The 20657-nt window shown below is 49.2% G+C and carries 17 protein-coding genes and 1 pseudogene; 8 read left to right on the top strand and 10 right to left on the bottom strand.

Annotation, left to right across the window (positions count from 1 at the left end):
• Window positions 1-9: 9 nt before the first annotated feature.
• A complete protein-coding gene (locus BWI93_RS12195; RefSeq protein ID WP_094811646.1) occupies window positions 10-2385 on the bottom strand; it encodes a TonB-dependent receptor in 2376 nt (791 codons plus the stop codon).
• A 114-nt stretch (window positions 2386-2499) separates the two neighbouring features.
• Between BWI93_RS12195 and BWI93_RS12190 the strand changes: the two genes are divergently transcribed.
• The gene (locus BWI93_RS12190) at window positions 2500-3501 is read left to right on the top strand and encodes an AraC family transcriptional regulator (RefSeq protein WP_094811644.1); all 1002 of its coding nucleotides are present in this window, start codon (window positions 2500-2502) and stop codon (window positions 3499-3501) included.
• 329 nt (window positions 3502-3830) lie between these two features.
• On the opposite strand, the gene BWI93_RS12185 is transcribed toward BWI93_RS12190, so the two are convergent.
• On the bottom strand, window positions 3831-4820 hold the full coding sequence (locus tag BWI93_RS12185) for a serine hydrolase (protein ID WP_217902260.1): 990 nt from the start codon (window positions 4818-4820) through the stop codon (window positions 3831-3833).
• A gap of 159 nt (window positions 4821-4979) precedes the next feature.
• Complete coding sequence (locus tag BWI93_RS12180) at window positions 4980-5507, bottom strand: GNAT family N-acetyltransferase (protein WP_094811642.1); 528 nt, start codon at window positions 5505-5507, stop codon at window positions 4980-4982.
• Window positions 5508-6398: 891 nt separating this feature from the next.
• Between BWI93_RS12180 and BWI93_RS12165 the strand changes: the two genes are divergently transcribed.
• Together BWI93_RS12165 and BWI93_RS12160 are read left to right on the top strand one after the other, a co-directional pair.
• Window positions 6399-6845: a hypothetical protein gene (locus tag BWI93_RS12165; RefSeq protein WP_094811636.1), complete on the top strand. Its 447-nt coding sequence runs from the start codon at window positions 6399-6401 to the stop codon at window positions 6843-6845.
• Window positions 6846-7086: 241 nt separating this feature from the next.
• A complete protein-coding gene (locus tag BWI93_RS12160) occupies window positions 7087-7584 on the top strand; it encodes an ankyrin repeat domain-containing protein (protein ID WP_094811634.1) in 498 nt (165 codons plus the stop codon).
• A 99-nt stretch (window positions 7585-7683) separates the two neighbouring features.
• Here BWI93_RS12160 and BWI93_RS12155 read toward each other — a convergent pair whose 3' ends face one another.
• The gene (locus BWI93_RS12155) at window positions 7684-9855 is read right to left on the bottom strand and encodes a catalase (RefSeq protein WP_094811632.1); all 2172 of its coding nucleotides are present in this window, start codon (window positions 9853-9855) and stop codon (window positions 7684-7686) included.
• Between the two features lie 33 nt (window positions 9856-9888).
• Complete coding sequence (locus tag BWI93_RS12150; protein ID WP_094811630.1) at window positions 9889-10440, bottom strand: ferritin-like domain-containing protein; 552 nt, start codon at window positions 10438-10440, stop codon at window positions 9889-9891.
• Window positions 10441-10870: 430 nt separating this feature from the next.
• Here BWI93_RS12150 and BWI93_RS12140 point away from each other — a divergent pair, with 430 nt between their 5' ends.
• The 4 genes from BWI93_RS12140 (at window position 10871) to BWI93_RS28745 (ending at window position 13605) form a co-directional block, all read left to right on the top strand.
• Window positions 10871-11245 carry a PadR family transcriptional regulator gene (locus BWI93_RS12140; protein WP_094811626.1) on the top strand — a complete coding sequence of 125 codons (375 nt, stop codon included), beginning with the start codon at window positions 10871-10873 and terminating at the stop codon, window positions 11243-11245.
• Window positions 11242-11790, top strand: a complete 549-nt coding sequence (locus BWI93_RS12135) for a hypothetical protein (RefSeq protein ID WP_094811624.1) — start codon at window positions 11242-11244, stop codon at window positions 11788-11790. The genes BWI93_RS12140 and BWI93_RS12135 overlap by 4 nt, the downstream gene beginning before the upstream one ends.
• Window positions 11791-11943: 153 nt before the next feature.
• A complete protein-coding gene (locus BWI93_RS28750; RefSeq protein ID WP_255157821.1) occupies window positions 11944-12600 on the top strand; it encodes an alkaline phosphatase family protein in 657 nt (218 codons plus the stop codon).
• 24 nt (window positions 12601-12624) lie between these two features.
• Window positions 12625-13605 (top strand): alkaline phosphatase family protein, encoded by a 981-nt coding sequence (locus BWI93_RS28745; protein ID WP_255157820.1) that lies wholly within the window; start codon window positions 12625-12627, stop codon window positions 13603-13605.
• 307 nt (window positions 13606-13912) lie between these two features.
• Here the strand turns inward: BWI93_RS28745 and BWI93_RS12125 are convergent, their stop codons facing one another.
• Both BWI93_RS12125 and BWI93_RS12120 read right to left on the bottom strand, forming a co-directional pair.
• Window positions 13913-15310, bottom strand: a complete 1398-nt coding sequence (locus BWI93_RS12125) for a S41 family peptidase (RefSeq protein ID WP_094811622.1) — start codon at window positions 15308-15310, stop codon at window positions 13913-13915.
• 72 nt (window positions 15311-15382) lie between these two features.
• Window positions 15383-16189, bottom strand: coding sequence for an AraC family transcriptional regulator (locus BWI93_RS12120; RefSeq protein ID WP_158242819.1), 807 nt, complete (start codon window positions 16187-16189; stop codon window positions 15383-15385).
• Window positions 16190-16800: 611 nt separating this feature from the next.
• Here BWI93_RS12120 and BWI93_RS12115 point away from each other — a divergent pair.
• Window positions 16801-17969, top strand: a pseudogene (locus tag BWI93_RS12115) (zinc-dependent alcohol dehydrogenase).
• Between the two features lie 137 nt (window positions 17970-18106).
• On the opposite strand, the gene BWI93_RS12110 reads toward BWI93_RS12115, so the two are convergent.
• From BWI93_RS12110 to BWI93_RS28740, 3 genes are read right to left on the bottom strand one after another with little or no spacing between them, the layout of a single operon-like run.
• Window positions 18107-19663: an alkaline phosphatase family protein gene (locus BWI93_RS12110; protein ID WP_094811618.1), complete on the bottom strand. Its 1557-nt coding sequence runs from the start codon at window positions 19661-19663 to the stop codon at window positions 18107-18109.
• A gap of 4 nt (window positions 19664-19667) precedes the next feature.
• Window positions 19668-20489 (bottom strand): glycerophosphodiester phosphodiesterase, encoded by an 822-nt coding sequence (locus BWI93_RS12105; protein ID WP_199182065.1) that lies wholly within the window; start codon window positions 20487-20489, stop codon window positions 19668-19670.
• Between the two features lie 14 nt (window positions 20490-20503).
• The gene (locus tag BWI93_RS28740) at window positions 20504-20641 is read right to left on the bottom strand and encodes a hypothetical protein (RefSeq protein ID WP_255157824.1); all 138 of its coding nucleotides are present in this window, start codon (window positions 20639-20641) and stop codon (window positions 20504-20506) included.
• Window positions 20642-20657: the final 16 nt, after the last annotated feature.

Below are 20657 nucleotides of genomic sequence, written 5' to 3'. Positions count from 1 at the left end.
CAAGCTTGATTAATAAAGGAGATAGTTTACTTTCAGATGGATACTGCGGCCCGCATTCTGAATGCGGAAATTGTCGTAAACGGGCGTATTCAGTAGATTTTTAACCTGAACGCCCACCGAAAACCGGCGGCTGACGGGGTTATAGGTAAAGCCAACCGTGTGGAGCGACTGATTGGGAATGATATTGGGAGCATCGAACCGGGCCTTGCCCCAAAGGCCCAGCAATCCGCTTGGCTCCTGTGCTTTCGGTACGTAGTCCAGGTAATACTCCCGGACAAACAGGTAGTAGTAATATAGATGGAGTTTATCGCGTGAGGACAGCACCTGCGTACACGTGCCCGTGAGTCCAAGATTGGCAAAGAAGTAAGGTGTATTGCGGAGCCGAGAACCTTCGGCAATGCGGTTGCCGGTATCGAACAGCCGGAAATTCTGATACGTGAAATTCCCGTTGGCCCGCAGCCATTTCCACAGAGAAACGGTTAGGTCCGACTCCACGCCCAGGCCCCGTACGTTCGTTACGTTCTGGTTCTGGCTGAACAGAAAATCGACCGGAACCCGCAGAATCAGGTCGTGCGTAATCCGGTAAAAGGAATTGACTTCGAGGGTATAACGTCCCGTTCTTTCGGTCCGAAAGCCCAGATTGACGTTCGTACTCCGCTCGGGCAGAAGCTGAAAATTAGAGCGGTTAAAGTTCCCATCACCGAAGAGTTCGTCCTGTTCCGGGAGTCGCGTGGCCAGTTCAGCCGATGCCCGTAGAAACGCTGAAGGAGTCAATGAAAATTTAAGGGCTTCGGCGATTCCCCAGCGTTGGATCGAAGCCGAACGGGGCTGTTCCGTTCCGTAATAATCGGCATCAATCGCGTGGGTGTTGTAATGGTAAAACCTGACAATCAGCTGGTTGGATAGACGCTCATTCCGCAACGTCGAGGCCAGACCCAGGGCGGCAACGGCTTTGTTATAGTTTGCTTTCACCGTCAGGACGTCCCGCCCTGACTCCCGAAACGTAACGCCCAGCGGATCGCGACCCACGCGGGTCATAGTAGACGAAACGAGATTGAATTCCAGTCGGTGTTGATCGTTGAACGCATACGCCAGATTGGTACGGGAGGTGTGGTACGAAAAATCGAGCGTTGCCAACGTTCCCCGAACGGAAATTTCGCCCTGACGGGATGGACTGGGAATGAAGTTTCCGTACCAGTCGTAGGTACCTCGGGCCGTATCGGTTTGGGTAACGTGAATCGTGTTGGCCGTCAGGAATTGATCAATGCTGAGTTTACCCACTGTTTTCCGGTAGCGTAGCGTCGGGATGATGGAATACTGTCGGCTGACGCTAGCCCCAAAGGGTTGCGACATCGTGGCACCGTATTGGTTCTGCCGATCAATATCGAAGCCCGTCAGTCCAATTCGCAGTTCATCCGCCCAGCGTAGACGGGTCAGTCCGCCGTAGATTTCAGCGTAATAGTTCGTGAATCGGTTATGAAAGAGTCGCACCGTAGCGGGTCGCTGGGTGGCCGTTTCCTGATCCGTTACGTTGACCGTTACCGGATAGTTGTTATCAGAACGGTTGAGGAAGGCATCGATCCCGACGAAGAATCGACGGGTGGTATCGGTAAACAGTGCATTCAACGACAGCCGATGGGTATTGAACGAACCGATTTCGTACGACCCTTCGGCATACCGATACAGCGATTTTCTGGTAATGAGATTCACCGCACCGCCCAGAGCATCGGCTCCTAAATGGGTCGGTAACACACCTTTGTATACCTCTACCCGTTCCAGCATATTGACGGGTACGAGTGAGATGTTATAACCAGCCCCCAGATAATCCATCGGAATACCGTCTTTGAAATTCTTGATGGCTCGTCCCTGAAACCCATTCATCATTAAACCCGCGTCGGAGCCCAATCCACCCGTTTGCCGGATACGTATCCCCACCGAACGGTTCATGAGTTCAACCAGCGTAGCGGGTTGCTCCTGTACCGTCCTGGTGTTAATAACCTCTGCCTTAATCGGTTGCCGTTTGGCCTGCTGGGTTTCGGTTTTACCGGTTACCTGCACTTCCGAAAGCTGGCGAGCCTCTTCCCGCAGCGTAATCGTAAGCTCCACAACGGACCGATTGCCGGAACGAACCACCTGCGTCGACGACTGGTAGCCAAGGTGCGTCACCTGCACCTGATACGTTCCTGGCGGAAGAGTGGAAAACGCAAACTGACCTTCGGAATTGGTTGTCGTGTATTTCTTTAGTTCGATCAGGCTTACCGTAGCACCCGGCAAGACCGACCCTTTCTCATCCTTTACGCTTCCTCTGAATAGCCAGGGAACGGATTGTCCGTTCACCACCCAGGAAGCAAGAAAGGCCAGCAGCAATAGTAGCCTTTTACACATTTATCTGTACATTCGCTTATTAAGACTTATTCTTAATAGTAGCAAAAGTAGGATTGGAAAAAGCCACCCTGGTAACGCGAAATGCAGTATTAATGCCGCGATAGACAGCTTTTTATGAAAATTGTATTTAGCTCCGATGATATCCAGGAACATAACTTCGTAAAGGAGTATCCGGAAGGATTTAAGGCTGTAAGCTCCACCGGGATTCGGGAAGTCACCACGGAATTCAGGTATGCGGGTATCCACTCCCAGGCTCAGCGGTTGTCCATCGACGGAATCATAGCCGGGTTCTTTCAGTCACGGCACGATTTCTCGTTCACCCACTACATTGAAAGCGATTTTCCGTACCTGCAAATGCATTTCGAATTAACCACGCAAGGCTGCCTCTATCAGCCCAAAGGTGACTTTCAACCCCACTCGCTTATCACCAAAGGACAGCATGCGTTGCTATTTTATCCGGCACTGAAAGGACCTTTAACGTATCTGAAAACGCCCGGTGGCTTGAGCGTGGAAATTGAATTATCGCTGAATTTTCTACGTAAATTATTCAACGATGACCTCGAACAACTGGGGACGTTTGGCCGCCGTCTCGAACAAGGCCAACCCGCTTTGCTGGGCCAACAGAGTTACCCGATAACGCCCCGTATGATTCAGGTGCTGTCCGAGATTCGGAATTGTGAGTACGTGGGTTCTTTGAAACGAATGTTCGTGGAAGCAAAAATCGTGGAGCTGCTTACGCTTCAGATTGATCAGATTTTGTCGGCTCGAGATACGCAGCCCGTATTGAAGAAGAAAACGCAGGATAAACTACAGGAAGTAAGGGCCTTACTGCTTACCCATCTGGATACGCCCTGTTCCATCGAGATGCTATCAAAAACCGTGGGCATCAATCGAACCAACTTACAGGAAGGCTTTAAACAACTTTTCGGTACCACCATTTTTGGCTACATCACCGACCAGCGGATGGAGCGGGCTCAGGAGTTTCTCGCCAGTGGCCGATACGAAACCATTGCCGAAGTGGCCGCGTTGGTGGGCTACAAAAACCCGCAGCATTTCACGGCGGCCTTTAAACGGAAGTTTGGTTATTTGCCTAAACAGGTTTTAAACGAAAAGTAGGGGGTACTCTTTTTATTTTTAGAATCGATTACTAGTCAGAAACGTAGTTCATACCTTGTTTACAGCGTCAGGTCACGCCATTAGCTGCTTGTAACTTAAGCTATCGAATCCGGGAAGAACGGGTTTCTTGTATAGAATAGCTTGGTACATCAAGATCAAAAACCAGTAATCGGTAAGCTGTTGCAGCTTGCTCCTCCCAAGAATGTCAAGGATTTAGCACAATCAGGTTCTGCCTGGGCAAGGACCCGTGTACCTTTATGTTTACTGCCTGGTTGTTTATAAAAGTGGTACAGAGTTGGGAGCAGATATTATGGTCAAGAGCCTATGCTTTACTTGCCCTTTAAATACAGGTCAAGGATCTCCCAACGCATTTTGTTCAAATCAACGGTGTTGGTATTACTCATGAGGATAAGCGTTATATTCTCGTCAATCAAATGAACCCAATTGGCATGATGACCATAGCCATATCCTTGTCGCTCGGATAGCCTATACTGCTTCTGTCCTAGTTTCTTCGCATATACCCAAAACCCCAAAGCTACATCACCCAGGTGCTCATAAGAAGTAAGCATCAGGTCGATGGTTTCTTTTTTCAGGAGTTTGTGAGTAAACAGGGCCTGATCAAATAAAAGCAGGTCCGTGGGGGTAGAATACATGGCTCCCGCTGAGAAGTAATTGTCAATGTAATAGTTTGTAGGCTGGTAAAAAGTAAGAGGTACCGTATCGTGATGGAAATAGGCCTGGTCTAAATGAGGAATGATGTCGTCATGATGGAGGTAATTGGTATGATGCATGTGCAGGGGAATCAAAATCTTTTTGCGTAACACGTCTTCGTAAGCTTCCCCGTACAGCAACTCAATGATCTTACCGAGTATAATAAAGTCACCATTGTTATACGTGAAGCTGGTGCCAGGTATCTGAACTAAGCGATCGGAACAATACCTGGCAATGAAGCTATCCAAAGGCCATATCGTCGTATTATAGGCCTCGGCTAGTGACTGCATATCCTCATGAGCCCGGCCACTGCTATAGGTTAATAAATTTCGAATGGTAGCTTTCCGGGCGGCTTCGCCCCGATAAGAAGGGTAATAGGTAGCAATGGAAGAGTCCAGATGGATTCGACCCTGTTCCTGGAGTTGCAGGATTAAAACAGCAGTGAAGGTTTTGGTAAGTGAAAAGATGTGAAACTTAGATTGAGCTGAATACTTAACCTGATCGGTCCGGTTGGCTAATCCAGCATACGTCAGGTAGTCAATCTTACCATTGCGGGCAATCAGAACCGATCCGTTAAAATGGTTGCGGGCCTGGTAATGCTTTACCAAAGCATCAAGTTTCGTATGCTGCCCGTGGGTAGTCAGGCTTAGCAGGGGAAGAAGAAGTACAAGGAAAAAGATACGCCTGATTTGTTTTGCCACACCCTGACTCTGTTATAAAAGTGTTTTTACATAAAGCTAATTAAATAGGCCTGGTTACTTTCTATTCTACGCTGCTCTGTGGTTGAATAGCCGAAATACGATTACATCCGGATTGTTCGCATCAGTAAATTCCGTTTTTTCAAAAGTTAACTTTTGCAGCAGCCGGGTTGAACGTTGGTTGTCTTTATGAGTGAATGCCTCAATGGTTTCGATACCAAGCCTGTCAAAGGCAAATGCTATGATTTTTTTTGCTGCTTCCTGCATGATTCCTCGTCCCTGATAGTCCGTTAGAAGCTCATAGCCTATGCCGCAGGTATTCATTTCGTCTGAAAAGTAAAAAAGGCTAATGGTACCCAGTAGCTTTCCGCTTACTGTGTCTACAATAGCCCAGTATAAAAATTGACGGGTTTGGATGTTTCTAATAAAGTGTAATGCTTCTTCTAAAGTTTGACTCAGCTTTCGGTCAAGGTACTTGTTTAGGGTTGGCTCAGATCGAAGCAGAAATATCGCTTGTCCATCACTTTCTACCAGTTGCCGAAGGGTCAACTGTTTTGTGGTCAGTGTGGGGAAAGTCAATAAAGCCTTATGAAGCATATTTTTCTTTTCCTGCTGTTTAGTTGTCTTGATAGGATAACCCGTTAACTGATGTTCCGCTAAGCCAGAAAATACAGTGGTTATTCTGGCTTATGGTTGAAGCCTAAATAGATGCTAATATAATTAAATCCAGTATGCAGGATCGTTAACTAAATCTTTCAGGACTAGAAAACGCTCGTTGACCTCCAACGCGTAAGTAGACTTCCCGTGCTCTTTCAATGGATCAGAGCATCCCAGTAAGCTTGCCAGGAATAGGAGTTCTGGAACACGTTTTGTCATTTCCTGAGTAGCCAGTGCAGCCCGTTCCTGTTTACTCACACTTTTCAAACATTAGTTGTTCTTGAACAGGAGTTCTGACTAGTAAGTGGGTGGAACTGAATGAAACTATGGATAAACGTAACGGAGGAGGAGCTTGCATTCCGGGCATTACCCCAGCATATGTGAGTACAAGGCTTCCCTTATCCAGGGTGTAGGTATAAGGCAAAGCCTTGTTGGGTTCAACGGGTTGGCAATTGGCTACGGAGTCGACAGCCCTATACACGTGGGTTTCCGTAAATGTCAAACGTTTTCCGAGTTGAACCTTCGACGAAGGGTCTTTCCAGGTCCCTACTAGTTGATCAGGTGTGATAGAGATGAGAACCTCTGGTTGCTTGCGACAGCCCATCGTTAGAAGTAGAATTATCCAGATAAACGTTTTCATGGTCTGTACAGAAATTGGTGTTCCGTTGCCAGGACCCCATTGTCTGCTATTTCGTTGGAAGGCAGTTGGAAAAGTATTCGTTTGTTACGTACGCATGGTTTTTGACCAGTGATGGATCAACAAAGCCAGTGAACACAAAACCCACGTTCCTGCCGTTCTGCGTGTTCTACTTTAAACCTAAAAATCGATAGATGAGCTTACTCGAATGGCTGCTTGAACCCGCCAACCCAGGTCCGGTTGGTACTGTTAAGGTGAATACCCCTGACCCGGACAATAAGGGAAGGCGTCCCCAAAAATGGCTTGTTTGGGTAGCGATGGTCGCAGGGTTGATTTTAGTAAGTGTGAGTCTATACGGTGTATTTTACGAGGCAGGGGATGGAGGGATTCAGCCCGTACTTATAAAACTATCCTGTCTGGTTGCCTATGTGCTCATAGGCCATTTTGTTGACGCCACACCTGATTATACCAATGTAGGATGGCTAGGAGGCCTGATTGACAATCCTTTCCGTATCTCGGATGACTTCAACCGATTGCTCCTGTTTACTCAGGCTCTCTTGTTGCCCGGGAAACTGATGGCCTATAGCCTGATCATAACCTGGTTGATAGGAAAGCGTCTTTATAAAAAGCTTAAGAAATAGTTCTCCAGTCGATCGTGGTATCAAGTGGTCTGCACGAGCATCAGAATAGATGAATCCTCAAGAGGGGCCTTTCTGGTTATAACTTTTCCAATGCCTGATTGATAAGCGTAAACATTGATTCAGTAGCCTCGGTGATCACGACATCGATCAAGTAAAATTCCTGGCAAGAGCATCCTGGGGTGCTGGTATACTATTTATGCATAAGATAGCGATAGACTTTTTTTACTTACTAAAACCTACGATGACCGAATCTACCGTTGCTGGCCTTACCAATCTGGAACCTGTACTTATTCACGCCGCCCGTCTGGGGGAAACGGCTGTTATGCAGGAATTAATTGATCGTCATACCAATGTCAACGCTCGTGATGAAAAAGGGTACACGCCCCTGATTATTGCCTGTTATAATCATCAGTTCGAGGCGGCCCGGCTTCTGCTTCAGGCCGGGGCTGATGTCAATGCTCAGGATTTTGGTGGCAATACGGCACTCATGGGCGTAAGTTTCAAGGGCTATACGGATCTGGCCGAGTTACTTATTGCTCAGGGAGCAGACCTGAATCTGCAACACGGCAATGGCGGAACCGCCCTGATGTTCGCCGCTATGTTTGGTCGAAACGAAGTAGTGAAGTTATTGCTCCAGTACGGAGCCGATAAAACGATTCGGGACGCAAGAGGCTTAACCGTAATGGACCTGGCCTTACAGCAGAATAACATCGAAGCCGCTGAATTACTGCAGGATTAACAGCTATATAACCGATCAGCTCATACGCTAAACGCAGAAACTGCCACTAAAAAAAAGCCCAGTCTGATGATTTCAGACTGGGCTTTTTCTTAGTGAAACTTAAGCAGGAATCTTTCTGGGTTTCTCCCGTTCCCAGAAACGATGTTGAGCAATCGCTTTCGTAAACAAGTCGGCCAGTGTTGCGGAATCATCGTTTACGACCAAGCCTTCCCGTAAGACGGTATCTTCCGAAAAATCAGCCGGTAGTTTTTTGGCGAAATACGTTGATTCCAATACCTGCATAGCCGAAGCGTGAGCCGCAATGGGCTTGCAGTGTTTGAACGCTTCGTTTAAGAAATGAACTGCATCGGCATCTGCTTCTACCGTAGCTACACTATTTGTTCCCCCCGGTACATACACCGCATCGTATAACACGGATGCCGCCGTCAGGAAACTATGGTCAACGGGAATTTCAGTATGGTCAGCAGACAGAATGAAATTGAGTCGCGGAGCGATTACTTCGACTACGGCACCTTCGGCTTCCAGCTTGCTTTTCACGGTCTGGAGCGACTCTGCGTCTACCCCATCCGCAGCCAGAAAAGCGATTTTCCGCGTTTGAATGCTGTCTTTAATGGTATTGGCCATGCTCAGGGCTTCCGAGGAAGTCAGAGAACCTTCGACCATAACGGAATCATAATCCGCAGGATCTGCATCGGCTGGAACACTGTGATTAACGGGCAAAGCCGGATCCTGGGGTACCGGAATGCGTAACGCAAAGGCTACTTCAGCGGCCAGGTTTTTATCGATCAGTGACAAAATACCCAGCATACGTTCCCGGATGGCCACGGTTTTTACCTTCCCTAATTCGAAGCTTAACGCGTCAATGATGTGGTTCTTCTCGGGTTCCGACTGACTGTTGAAAAACAGCCGGGCCTGACTGAAGTGATCCATGAAGCTCTTGCTGCGGGCTCGTACTTTTCGGGCTTCAATGCGTTCGGGATAACTGGAAAAGCCGCCTTCCGAAGACTTCGCCTGTTCGGGATAACCGCCACCTAAGGAATTGGGGTGATAACTCGCCTTTCCCTTATTGATCATCTGACGCATGTGACCGTCCCGCTGGTTATTGTGTACCGTATTGAGGGGACGGTTGATGGGAATTTCCTGGAAATTAGGTCCCCCCAAACGCAACAGCTGCGTATCCGTATAGGAGAACAAACGTCCCTGTAACAATGGATCATTGGTGAAATCAATACCCGGTACCACGTGTCCGAGGTGGAAAGCCACCTGCTCGGTTTCCGCAAAAAAGTTATCGGGATTACGATTCAACGTCAGTTTACCAATGCGTTGTACGGGTACCAGTTCTTCGGGAATAATTTTGGTCGAATCGAGCAGATCAAAGTCAAATTTGAATTCGTCTTCTTCGGCTACGATCTGCACACCGAGTTCCCATTCCGGAAATTGACCGCTTTCAATGGCATCCCATAAGTCGCGACGGTGAAAATCGGGGTCTTTCCCGGAAATATTCTGAGCCTCGTCCCAGGCCACCGAGTGAACACCTAATAAGGGTTTCCAGTGAAATTTAACGAAACTCGATACGCCTTCCGCATTGACAAACCGGAAGGTATGAACGCCAAAGCCTTCCATCATCCGATAGCTTCGGGGCAGAGCCCGGTCGCTCATGGCCCACATAACCATATGAGCGGATTCGGGCATCAGGGAAATAAAATCCCAGAAGGTATCGTGAGCGGAAGCGGCCTGTGGAATTTCGTTATCCGGTTCCGGCTTAACGGCGTGAATGAGGTCCGGAAATTTGATGGCATCCTGAATGAAGAATACGGGCATGTTGTTCCCTACCAAATCAAAATTACCTTCCTGCGTATAGAATTTGACGGCAAAGCCGCGTACATCGCGGGCCAGATCCGTCGAACCACGCGAGCCAGCAACGGTCGAAAAACGTACAAACACGGGCGTTTCCAGCGAAGGATCATTCAGAAACTGGGCTTTCGTCAGATGAGCCATGGACTCATACACCTTGAAAACACCGTGTGCTCCCGATCCCCGGGCGTGTACGACGCGTTCCGGAATTCGTTCGTGGTCGAAGTGCGTGATTTTTTCGCGTAAAATGAAGTCTTCCAGTAGGGAAGGCCCCCGATCTCCCGCTTTCAGGGAGTTATTGTCATCGCTAATTTTCAGACCCGTATTGGTCGTCATTTTTTCGCCCGAGGATTGCTCGGTATGCGGAGCCAGATTATCGATTTTATCGTTTCCTGGTTGATTGGGTTGATGCGTCATTTTGCTCGTAACTCGTAAGAATACATACTAGACTTAGGCTTCCTGAGAAGCTTTGTAATTCACGTCGCTTTCGGCTACTTCCGTTAACAGGGCGTCCGCTTGTTTTTCTTCTTCCAGCGTCTGAGCGAGTAACGAAGAAACGTCGTCATAGCCCAGCGTTTGAGCCAACTGGGTCAAGCCGCCGTACGTGGCAATTTCATAGTGCTCCACTTTTTGCGAAGCCAGAATAATGCCTACGTCGCGTGTAGCAGTACCTTCATCGGTACTTTCAATGATGCCTTCGCCTTCTTTAGTCAAGCCTTCCATCGCATCGCATTTCTTGGCAATGGCTTTTTCGCCGAGGATCTCGAAGATTTGTTCCAGCCGATCCACGTGGGTTTCGGTCTGCGTCAGGTGATCTTCAATCGCCTTTTTGAGTTTGTCGGAAGTGGCGGAGCTAATCATTTTGGGAAGACTCTGTACCAGATGATTTTCGGCCCAGTAGATATCCCGTAGACAATCCAAAAAGAGTTCCTGTAAAGCCGGCTCTGCCGAGGGAGAGGTTTTTGTTTTGAAGATAGGGTCAGCACCCGTTGTGTTTTTCATAATCATGATGGAATAGATACGTACCCTAACTAATCACAAAACTTATACCATCTTTTTAGTGGGGAGGAAAGAGGTAAAACGTGCTAGATGATTACCGGAGGAGAAGATACGAAGGGGTACAAGTTATCTTTCCATGTTGATGAAGTAGTACTAACGGTACTGCGGTACGTCTGTCCGGAAGAGAACATAACATCTGCGGATTTTGCTGCTATACTCTACCTTCAAGCCGATCCATCCGGATTAAAAGCTCACAGAATACCATTCTCAGGCTTCGTGTAGTCCTAAAAGGAAATGGGTTGGTAGTTCTTTCATGAGTACAGCATTTGTTATAGCGTACAAAATTTTAATCTGATTAAATTATCAACCTTTTCTTTATATATCGAAAAACTATATACATTTGAATGATTTCTTTACTGAACCGAACATGGCAATGGAATCCTCCAATACGGAATACCTTCGCGGAACGCTCAAAACGATTGTACTGGGCTTACTGGCTGAAAAAGAGCGAATGTATGGCTACGAAATTACGCAGGCGGTAAAAGAACGGACCAGTGGTGAAATCGTGCTTACCTTTGGCTCACTCTATCCCCTTTTATACAAACTCGAACAGGAAGGGTTGGTACAAAACGAATCCGAAGAAGTAGAGGGGCGGCTGCGTAAGTATTATGCCCTGACGCTCATCGGTCGCCAAACGGCTCGTCAGAAATTACTGGATTTTACCCATTTTACCCAGTTAATGAATCGATTGATGCAGCTTCCGCTCAGCCTGTCTACGCCACCTACGCCTGACTCCCCCGCGTTATGACCCCATTAACCCCGCAACAAACCTACTGCCTGCGTCAGCATCTGCGTCAGGTGGGTACGCAGGAGCTGTTAATCGACGAATTAGTGGATTACCTGGCCTGTCAGGTGGAAGACTCGATGCGTAAGGGGCTGTCTTTCGAGAAAGCACTAGCCCTGATCCGGATGGAGGCTACGTCGCTTTCCGTTCGCCATCTTCAGCAGACGCTAGTTCGTCAGGGGGCCTTACCGCAAACGGGTTTCTGGCGACATCCAGCCCGGTGCACTAAACGAAAAAAGGTGGCTTTGGGCCTCATTCAACCCGTACATCATGCCTTGCTAATCGGAGCATTTTTGAGTATACTATTAACGGGCTGGTTACTGGCGAGCCGGGGACTCGCTATTCCCGTTGGTCTGGTGGCTAGTTTACTATGCCCCTTGTTGATCCTATTGTCTTTCCAGGGCTTTCGCCGTAGCCATCAGCGAACGAATCTGCTCCGCCATCCGGCCCTTCGGTCCGATTCTGCTCGTCGATCCGCTAGCCGAATAGGCGTATTGGCTCACCGATGATCTGATTTTCAGGTAAGGCTTAACGGCCCGTAAACGACCATTGTATTGCTTGGCTATACACGGCTTGAAGGTACCCGTGATTGATTCCCTATATCCTTAATATAAAGAAAAACTATATATACATTTTTTCTACCTTTAAACTTGATTATACCCATGTTTTTTCAACCTGTTTTTCTGCTCGTCCTGTTAGCCGTAGCTAATACCTGGGCTCAATCCGCTCGTCAGCTGTCTCAATCTCCCGTATCGGCACCCAGGCTGGTGGTAGGTATCGTGGTTGACCAGATGCGAGCTGATTTTCTTTATCGTTACGAGAAAAAATATGGGGCCGGAGGCTTCAAACGACTCCTGAACGGGGGCTTTACCTGTCATAATACTCAGTTTGAGTACGCAATGACGGTCACCGCAGCGGGCCATGCTTCGATTCATTCGGGTTCCGTGCCCGCCATCCACGGGATTGTAGGCAATGACTGGTACGACACCATCCAGGCCAAGGGCATCTATTGCGTAGAAGACTCCAGTGCTCGACTGGTAGGCCATCCCAATGCTATGCCTGCCCGGTTCTCACCTCGAAACTTGCTGGTAACCACGATTGCCGACCAGTTAGCCCTGGCCACCAACTTTCGGTCCAAAGCGATCGGTATTGCTCTTAAGGACCGGAGTGCCATTCTTTCGGCGGGTCACTCGGCTAAGGGAGCCTACTGGTTTGACAGCCGAACCGGCACCTGGGTGACCAGCTCGTTTTATCAGTCCCAGCTACCCGCCTGGGTAGAAGCCTTCAACGCCCGCAAGCTGCCGGCGGCCTATGGTTAGCGGGGCTGGAAGACGCTGCGACCTGTGGCCGAGTATACGGAAAGCACAGCTGATGATCAACCCTATGAGTATAAACTGCCGGGCAAGTCTACGTCCAGTTTTCCTTATGAAATGGCTGGTCCCGCTGGTGCGGTATTTGAACTCCTGACTTACACCCCCTGGGGGAACACTTTGACTAAAGAGATGGCCCTGGCCGCTTTAAAAGGGGAAAATTTGGGCAAGGGCACCGCAACGGATTTTCTGGCCATCAGTTTTTCCACGCCCGATCTGGTGGGTCATTCCTTCGGACCTACGTCGGTCGAACAGGAAGATATTTTTCTCCGGCTGGATGAAGAACTGGCCGACTTGTTAAAGGCCCTGGACAGCTGGGTGGGACCGGAGGGCTATACGGTGTTTTTAACCGGTGATCATGGCGTGATGGATGTGCCCGCTTACTGGCAGGCCCATCACCTGCCGGCGGGACTGATTGATCCGCGTCAACTGAGCCAGACCCTGAATCAAGCCCTGCTGGACGCGTTTGGCCCGGGAAACTACGTTCAGATGGCCCAGATGAATGATCAGCTGTATCTCAATCACGCCCTGCTGCGGGAGAAAAACCTATCCGTTGCTGCTGTGCAGCAGGTGCTACAACAACGGTTAATGAAGATCGCCGGTGTAGCCGACCTCATCAACCTGCGGGCGATTGCTCAGGCTAACCTGCCGGATCGCCAACTAAGCCTGTACAAGAACAGCTACCACGCCGGGCGGAGTGGCGATTTGCAACTGATGTATCAACCCGGCTGGTTTGTCGGATTGCCCATTGGTACGACTCACGGCTCGGCGTATACCTATGATCGGCAGGTGCCCTGTATTTTCTACGGCTGGGGCATTCGCCGGGGTGAAACCTGGCGTAGCACCAGTCCGTCTGACATTGCTCCCACGCTCTCGGCCCTGCTCCGGATGCTGCCGCCCAGTGGTACGACGGGGCAACCCATTGGCGAAGCCCTGCGACCCTGGCTCAAGTAGTGGTTTACTAACGAATAAAGATAAACCATCCTGGGTCAGGCATTACACGTCGTATCTGCCTTGCAAAGGGGACTGAAGGATGACTATTCCTGAGGTAAAATCTTTACCGTAACTGGACGGACCGTAAGAATCGATTAAAGCGGATCGCCGGTCCAGTCGATTCTTACGTTTCCCGCCAAAGGCTTGCGACTCTTGGTGTATTGCTTCGCGTAGTTTTTCGTACACTGATCAAAAAAAGTACAGGAATATCTATGAACAGACTTTCACAGGACGCTACGTTGAAAATCTTCCAACATAGCCTGTCAAGCTACTGTTCCAGATAGTCTACTGCAAAGGCTACCCAGTCCTTGATGGATTGATCCAGATACACATCGGGCTGAATGCCAATGGTATCGATGGGGTAGTCCGGCAAGCGTAAGGCCCGATACGTAGGCATGAATAACTGATAGGGCGGGCACCCAAAGTCAATCAGATAGGCATTTCCGTAATCCAGGGCTCCGTAGCTGGGGGTGCCCAGTACCTTGACTTTTTTGCTTTGCTTGGCAATAAATAAAAAATATTCCGCCGAACTGCCGGTGCCTTTATTGGCAAGAATAATGATTTGCTGAGGACTTTTGGGAGCTAAAGTAAGCGTATCCACGTAAGCCGGCTGTCCGGTTTTACTAAAGTTCACAAACGAACCCAGATTGGCCTTCAAGGTCTGAATCTGCTGATCGATTCCCTGCGTGGATGTCTGTTTGTCCAGACTCTTTTTATACGTTTCCAGGTTCGTAATGTACGTTTGAGTCGCCAGAAATTCGGCAGTGGTGTGGCGTATAAACTTTCCTGAAATGTAGGGAAGTAGCTTTTGATACGCATCCGTGGTTCCGCCGGGATTGCCCCGAAGGTCAATAATCAGATTTTTGCTGGATTCAAGTAAGGAAGTATGTTTGGTAAGGAGCTGGCTGATCGTCTCTAAATGCTGATACTCAAAGCTGGGTAACCTTAAGATCGAGGTCTTTTCTGATAGCTTTTTAAAATAAAAACCTTCCAGTTCCTGGAGACGGCTCTCGATCTGGGCCTTGTTGACCCGGGGCACTTGTTTGGTTAAAACCACCTGGATCTGCTCTAAAAACAACAGGGCTCCGTAAAAGCTTTGATACTGTCCTTTCTGAATGGATCGATCCATCAGGGCGTACGTAAAGTAACCATTGGCGAGCAACTTGAATTTAATGTCTTTGGGTTGCCAGGCCTGAGATGCCGACTCAATAATGAACCCGATGTATTCATTAGGATGCACCTTCTTTAAACCAATTTTATACCCGGGCATAGTATATATACCTTCCAGACTGTCTGGTGTCGTCTGCAGGCTTTGCTCAAATTCTTTAAAATCAATCGTGATCTTCTCGCTAAAGGTGCCGCCAGCCGTTGCGAATGGCGTCCCATTGGCTCCTACCCAAAGGTGCGGATCCTTAAAAAAATCGGTATATTTTTTCAATAAGCTCTGGCAGCCTTTGTCATTCCTGCTTTTTGCCTGATCATGCAGGGTTTGCCTGAAGCCTTGATAGAGAGTAGTGTCTTTGGTTTTCGTTGAAAAGCCGGGGTACTCGCGTTCTACTTTGAGTATCAACTTTTCCAGGGCTTGCGTACAGGGGCACTGGGATGGTTGAGCCCGGAGGGGTAGGGTAAATAGGAACAGGGCAGACAGGTAAAGCAATCGTTTCATTTTTGATACAAATCAGTTATTGGGCAAAGTAACAGGCTGCCAACCCGCTGAAATTGTAAAAATGTAAACCCGCTAGATATAAAGCCAAAGGCATTCCTGATCGGTATCTACCTTTTTAAAGAACGTAAGAGGACTTACCGAAGTGAACTGTTTAAAGTCTTTGATGAGATGTGACTGGTCGTAAAACAGGCTTTCGTGAGAAAGTTCCGTTAAACTTTTCATGTGTTTCTGGGTAGCGATGGCCGCCCTGAATCGATGAATCTTGCGATATTCGACCGGGGATTTTCCAACTACTTTGCTAAAAAGCTTGCTGAGGTACTGCCTCGAAAAGCCGTGTCTGTGGGCGATGTCCTCTATTTTTTCTTCGGATTCAAGAGCAAAGAGAATCTCTTTCAGGGGCCGAAACTCCCGGATCTGTAGCTTTGAAAACCAGTAGGCTTCCAGTTTTTTTCTCTGCAGGCTTCGATCTGAAGTCGAGAGAATGTCAGCCATGGCAGGATTAAAATCAGAAAAAGGATTAAAATCGAGGGCGGTGTTTTGTTTAAAAAGTAGATACGGATTCTCAATAAACTGGTTGATACCCAAGGGTTTAAAATAGATGGTTATTTCGAGTATCGGCCCATAACATAGCACTTCAATGGGGGTAGTGTACCGGGAAACAAAGTTGGAAAGAACCGTTTGCTGGGCAGAAGGACGAACCAGCAGTCTATGCTTTTCCATCTCAATGCTGACGCCCTGACTTACGGAAACAATAAAGTAGTTATTGGGGAATGTCCAGTAATGCAGATTATCCGAATGCTCACTAGGGGAAATAAAATAATACCCCTCGATATAGGGGCTTAAGGCTTCTAGCGTTGGCCTGTAAAATTCCAGGTTCATGGGAGGCTTGTGTAAAGCTTGATCGTAGTTAAATGGACTGGTAAAACCTGAATACATAGGTAAGCAACCTCAACTAAAATCCGGATCAATCGCGTCACGTTGACCGGGTCACGTTGACCGGGTCACGCTGACCGGGTTAACTGAAGATAAAGATACGTGTCTTGATAAGAGGTTTGCGATGGGATTCCTTTTTCCATGCCTGGGAAGCCGTTCAAGTACTGACTTTTTAGTATCGAAAGTAAGACATATGTTTTAGAGGATAATCGAGCACCATTGATTAGTGAAGTCAAAAATACCCCAGTATCTCCCTACCTGATCGATCTGGCTATACTCATCGCCATGGATTGTGTTGCGTACCTATACGTCTGGCATGATTATATCACCTGTTCAGTTCATTCATTGTGCTTAGGCAACGATCCAATCTCTATGACCGCTAATCCCCACGATGTTCGTTACAGTGACGAGGTAAAAATACGGCAAATCACCGAAGACGGAACCGGCTTCGATTGATGAATTACCAGCGTAAAGGTAGTTTTAATGCCCTTCTCAGTTTCCAGTACTCGAAACGCTCGTTAATTCAAACATGTTCACCAGCTCAAAAACCAACCCTTATGAAAGCAGCCCGAATTCATGGTCCTAAAACAGTGACCTGCGACAACGTAGATGATCCGACCATTCAGGAAGGAAGAGATATTATTTTGAAAGTGACGGCTACGGCCATTTGCGGCTCTGATCTCCATATTTATTCCGGGGGCTTGCCCCAGCCCAGACCCATGGTGCTAGGCCATGAGTTTATGGGGATTGTGGAAGAAGTGGGCCCGCACATCAAAAATCTGAAACGGGGTGACCGGGTGGTCGTTCCTTTCCCAATTGCCTGTGGCCACTGCTTTTTTGCGATCACCATCTGCCCGGTCATTGCGAGAATTCCAATCCGGAACACTATGGTCCAGAGGGCGGTCTGTTGACCGAAAAAGGCGGAGCCTTGTTTGGGTATACGGACCTGTACGGCGGCTACGATGGCGGACAGGCCCAGTATGTGCGGGTGCCTTACGCCGATTATGGACCTCGTATTGTTCCCGATCATTTAACGGATGAGCAGGTGTTATTCCTGACGGATATTTTCCCCACGGGTTATAGCGGTATCGATTGGGGGGAAGTGAAAGGCGGGGAAACCGTGGCTATTTTCGGTTCAGGTCCCGTCGGAATCATGGCGGCCAAAAGTGCCTGGTTGCGGGGTGCCGCCCGGGTTATAATTGTGGATACGCTGCAATACCGATTGGATAAAGCGAAACTGACGGCAGACTGCGACACCATTTTGTGGGACAATGATGCCAAAGACGTAGTAGCCCAGATTCGGGAAATGACAAATGGTCGCGGTGCCGATGTGTGCGTGGAAGCGGTTGGCTTCGAACCTGACCGTAACCTGCTCGACCGGGCCAAAGCCGTGATCAATCTGGAAAAGGGCTCACCCAAAGTACTGGAAGCCTGCATGAGTGCCGTACGGCGGGGAGGCATCGTTTCCGTACTGGGCGTCTATCCGACCACGTATGACAATTTCCCCATTGGTCAGTTCTTTGACAAAGGAATCATTCTGAAGGGCGGTCAGGCTCCGGCTCACAAGCACATCGACACCTTACTTAGCTACGTTGCCGAAGGAAAAGTGAAGCTCGATGATATTATCACGCACCGCCTGCCCTTAACCGAAGTATCGCATGCGTATGACATCTTCAAACGTCGCGTCGATGATTGCGTGAAAGTGGTATTAGACCCCTGGAAGTAAAAGCAGTAGGTTTCAGGGAAACGCCTGGCTAACTACCGCAGCGAGCGAAGATTACAACATTTGCCTGAACAGGATCTCAGGGATAGACTAACAGACTATCTCTCAGATCCTGTTTTTTTAGGAAAGAAAGTCCACGGTTAATGAGACGAATTGGAGACGGGTTCCTGCATCCGCTCTACTTTTCCGTAATCTATGTAGATGTAAGGTCCTAATAGGGTTCGCTGCAAAGCTAACGTGTAGGTTCCGCCCGCATAGGAGGCTTTCGTACGAAGCGTTTCCTTACGAGGTACGGTATAGGTAGTTTTTTCCGGACGAAGCAGCAATTCATTGAGTACCCGGCCATCCATAGACGCAGGCCTGGGCAAGCCGTGTAAATAAAGCACCGTGGGGATCAGGTCAATGATGGACGTAGGCAATTGGCTAACCATACCCTTTTTGAAGCCAGGACCGGCGGCAAAGAGGTTCGTATGCACTTCGTAGGGACTTAAGCTTCCGTGTCCGGCTGTTCCTTTAGCAAAACTCTGACCGGGGTAGCCCGCATCGTTTTTCTCGTCCGTCCAGTTGACATCCACTAAAATGTCAGCGGTTCGGGAGGCATGATTCCAGTGAATACTTTCAAAAGAAAGCGTTCCCTTGACCCAACCTTCCTGGCGGTTTTTCGTACCCGCGGGTGTAAATACGGCCCCAACCCAGGGCTCAGCCTGTAGTACCTGCACGATCTGCTGAATTTTGGTGCGGTCATGTCCTTTCACGTAGATAGCTCCATCAGCCAGTACGACATCGTCACTTTCTCTGGAAGCTTTAAGACCTTTTGCGATTAAAAGGTCCGTATAGCCCGTCTTGCCCTGGTGCGTTACAAAGCCATGATCCGTAGAAACCAGAATGTTGTAGTGCCCGAGCAAGTGACGGGCCTGGAGCGAGTCCAGGATGCGACCAAATTCCTGATCCACCTGAGCAAGGGCCTGTTGCGTCAGGCCCCTGCCGACGCCGTGTACGTGGGCGGTAGCATCGGGATCCGAGAGCCAGAGTGAGCACACCAATGGACCCTTGGCAACGAGTCCGTAGCGAAGGAGAGCATCGACGACCCAGCGGTGGCGGGCCGTATTCGGAATGGCATACGCGGGGGGTGGACCAAAAGCCTGATAGATGGAATCCTGTGCCGTCGCGGGTATGATCAGTCCGGGATTGATAACTAGTCCGCCGCTGCCCTTTCGGTTTTGCAGCAAGGCCTGGCCCGTCGTGCCGGAGCTAAACACCATCAGCTGGTGGCCCACCTGCTGCAATTGCTCGCCCAGAGAAGGGGTCGTCAGTAAATCACCCTGTTGGTTGGCATCAATGGCCTGAAGAGCTTTCGCATCCCCCGTATCCAAAGCCTTGGTCGGATGAACGCCGGGAAAATACACGGCATTCCCCAGGATGCCATGCGTTTTGGGGTAGCTGCCCGTCGCGAAAGAAGACGTATTGACGCGGGTAACCGTTGGAAATACGCTGTGGTGCTCGAGAGCCTGACTGGCCGTTTGCCGAAAAGCATGCAGACGGGGCATGGCCGCTGGGGTAATATAATCGGGCCGTAAGCCGTCAAAAGTGACGATGAGCGTACGAAGCGGCTGGGGTTGTGCCTGAAGCCCTTCGTTAAACAAACCCAAACTTAAACCTAGTATGCCTAAAAGTTGAGAGAAAGTACCCATACGCATGATGTTAGAATTGAGGTTTCCAGGGCATGATACCCGCCTGTCGAGTCGCATCCTGAAAGGTTTCGAGTTCGTTCACTAAAATAAAGTCAGCTCCCGCCTGCCATAAACCCGCCAGCTGATCGGGCGTTTTGGCGTAGAAGTAATTGATCCGGATGCCGTGCTGTTTAAGCAAAGCAAGAGCCGCCGGACGCCCGGCTGAACTTTCGCTCAGGAGCTGAATGAAATGAGCTTTTTGATCCACCGTAGCCCGGGCGTACGCCTGATTATCCGTGCGGTTTCTACCGTCGGAATTACAGATAAGAATCGATGGATGGACGGCTCGGGCACCCCGGGCAGCGTCCTGACTACAGGCTAGAAAGGTCTGATGCAGGCGGTCCGTCGTGACCAGATACCGGGCAACGGCCCGACCCACTTCGGCACCACCCTTCAGGTGACAGTTGAGCCACACGTTGCGGGGCATGATCGCCAGCGTTTCCTCCAGCGTAGGAATGCGGGTATGCGGTCGACCCTTCTTCACTCCGGCATCCAGTTGCCGAATGTCAGCGAGGGTTAAATCCGCTACTCGTCCGCTGCCGTTGGTGGTGCGATCCACCGTTTCGTCGTGTATAATGACCAGGGCACTATCCCGCGTAAACTGCACATCAAATTCAATCATGTGAGCACCCAGCTGAATGGCCCGCTGAAAAGCAGGAATGGTATTCTCGGGATGCGTATCCATACAGCCGCGATGGGCACATAAGCCTCGGGTAGGCAGTTCTATCTTCTGGGCACAGAGGCTGGATACGGCCAGACTCCAGAGCAGAAGGCTTTTGACTAATAGGTTCATATAAGCATGATTCATTAGCGTTCCCACCATACCTTCTGGTCACTGGTATCACCTCCCATACTGGCTACGGCTTTCGCCAGAGCTTCGGGGTTCAGCGATTGCAGGTATGTGGGATAGGGAACGCGGGAGGGAAACTGGTTTTCAACGGGAATGCCCGTCCCGCGGGGG

The sequence above is a fragment of the Siphonobacter sp. BAB-5385 genome (genome assembly GCF_002261125.1).
In the GTDB taxonomy this organism is placed as follows: domain Bacteria; phylum Bacteroidota; class Bacteroidia; order Cytophagales; family Spirosomataceae; genus Siphonobacter.
This window is presented reverse-complemented; position numbering and strand designations above follow the sequence as displayed.

Excerpts from the sequence above, each read along its gene's own strand:
- BWI93_RS12195 (WP_094811646.1), bottom strand. The coding sequence starts at position 2,385 with ATGTGTAAAAGGCTACTATTGCTGCTGGCCTTTCTTGCTTCCTGGGTG.
- BWI93_RS12190 (WP_094811644.1), top strand. The coding sequence starts at position 2,500 with ATGAAAATTGTATTTAGCTCCGATGATATCCAGGAACATAACTTCGTA.
- BWI93_RS12180 (WP_094811642.1), bottom strand. The coding sequence starts at position 5,507 with ATGCTTCATAAGGCTTTATTGACTTTCCCCACACTGACCACAAAACAG.
- BWI93_RS12165 (WP_094811636.1), top strand. The coding sequence starts at position 6,399 with ATGAGCTTACTCGAATGGCTGCTTGAACCCGCCAACCCAGGTCCGGTT.
- BWI93_RS12160 (WP_094811634.1), top strand. The coding sequence starts at position 7,087 with ATGACCGAATCTACCGTTGCTGGCCTTACCAATCTGGAACCTGTACTT.
- BWI93_RS12155 (WP_094811632.1), bottom strand. The coding sequence starts at position 9,855 with ATGACGCATCAACCCAATCAACCAGGAAACGATAAAATCGATAATCTG.
- BWI93_RS12150 (WP_094811630.1), bottom strand. The coding sequence starts at position 10,440 with ATGAAAAACACAACGGGTGCTGACCCTATCTTCAAAACAAAAACCTCT.
- BWI93_RS12140 (WP_094811626.1), top strand. The coding sequence starts at position 10,871 with ATGGAATCCTCCAATACGGAATACCTTCGCGGAACGCTCAAAACGATT.
- BWI93_RS12135 (WP_094811624.1), top strand. The coding sequence starts at position 11,242 with ATGACCCCATTAACCCCGCAACAAACCTACTGCCTGCGTCAGCATCTG.
- BWI93_RS28750 (WP_255157821.1), top strand. The coding sequence starts at position 11,944 with ATGTTTTTTCAACCTGTTTTTCTGCTCGTCCTGTTAGCCGTAGCTAAT.
- BWI93_RS12125 (WP_094811622.1), bottom strand. The coding sequence starts at position 15,310 with ATGAAACGATTGCTTTACCTGTCTGCCCTGTTCCTATTTACCCTACCC.
- BWI93_RS12120 (WP_158242819.1), bottom strand. The coding sequence starts at position 16,189 with ATGAACCTGGAATTTTACAGGCCAACGCTAGAAGCCTTAAGCCCCTAT.
- BWI93_RS12110 (WP_094811618.1), bottom strand. The coding sequence starts at position 19,663 with ATGCGTATGGGTACTTTCTCTCAACTTTTAGGCATACTAGGTTTAAGT.
- BWI93_RS12105 (WP_199182065.1), bottom strand. The coding sequence starts at position 20,489 with ATGAACCTATTAGTCAAAAGCCTTCTGCTCTGGAGTCTGGCCGTATCC.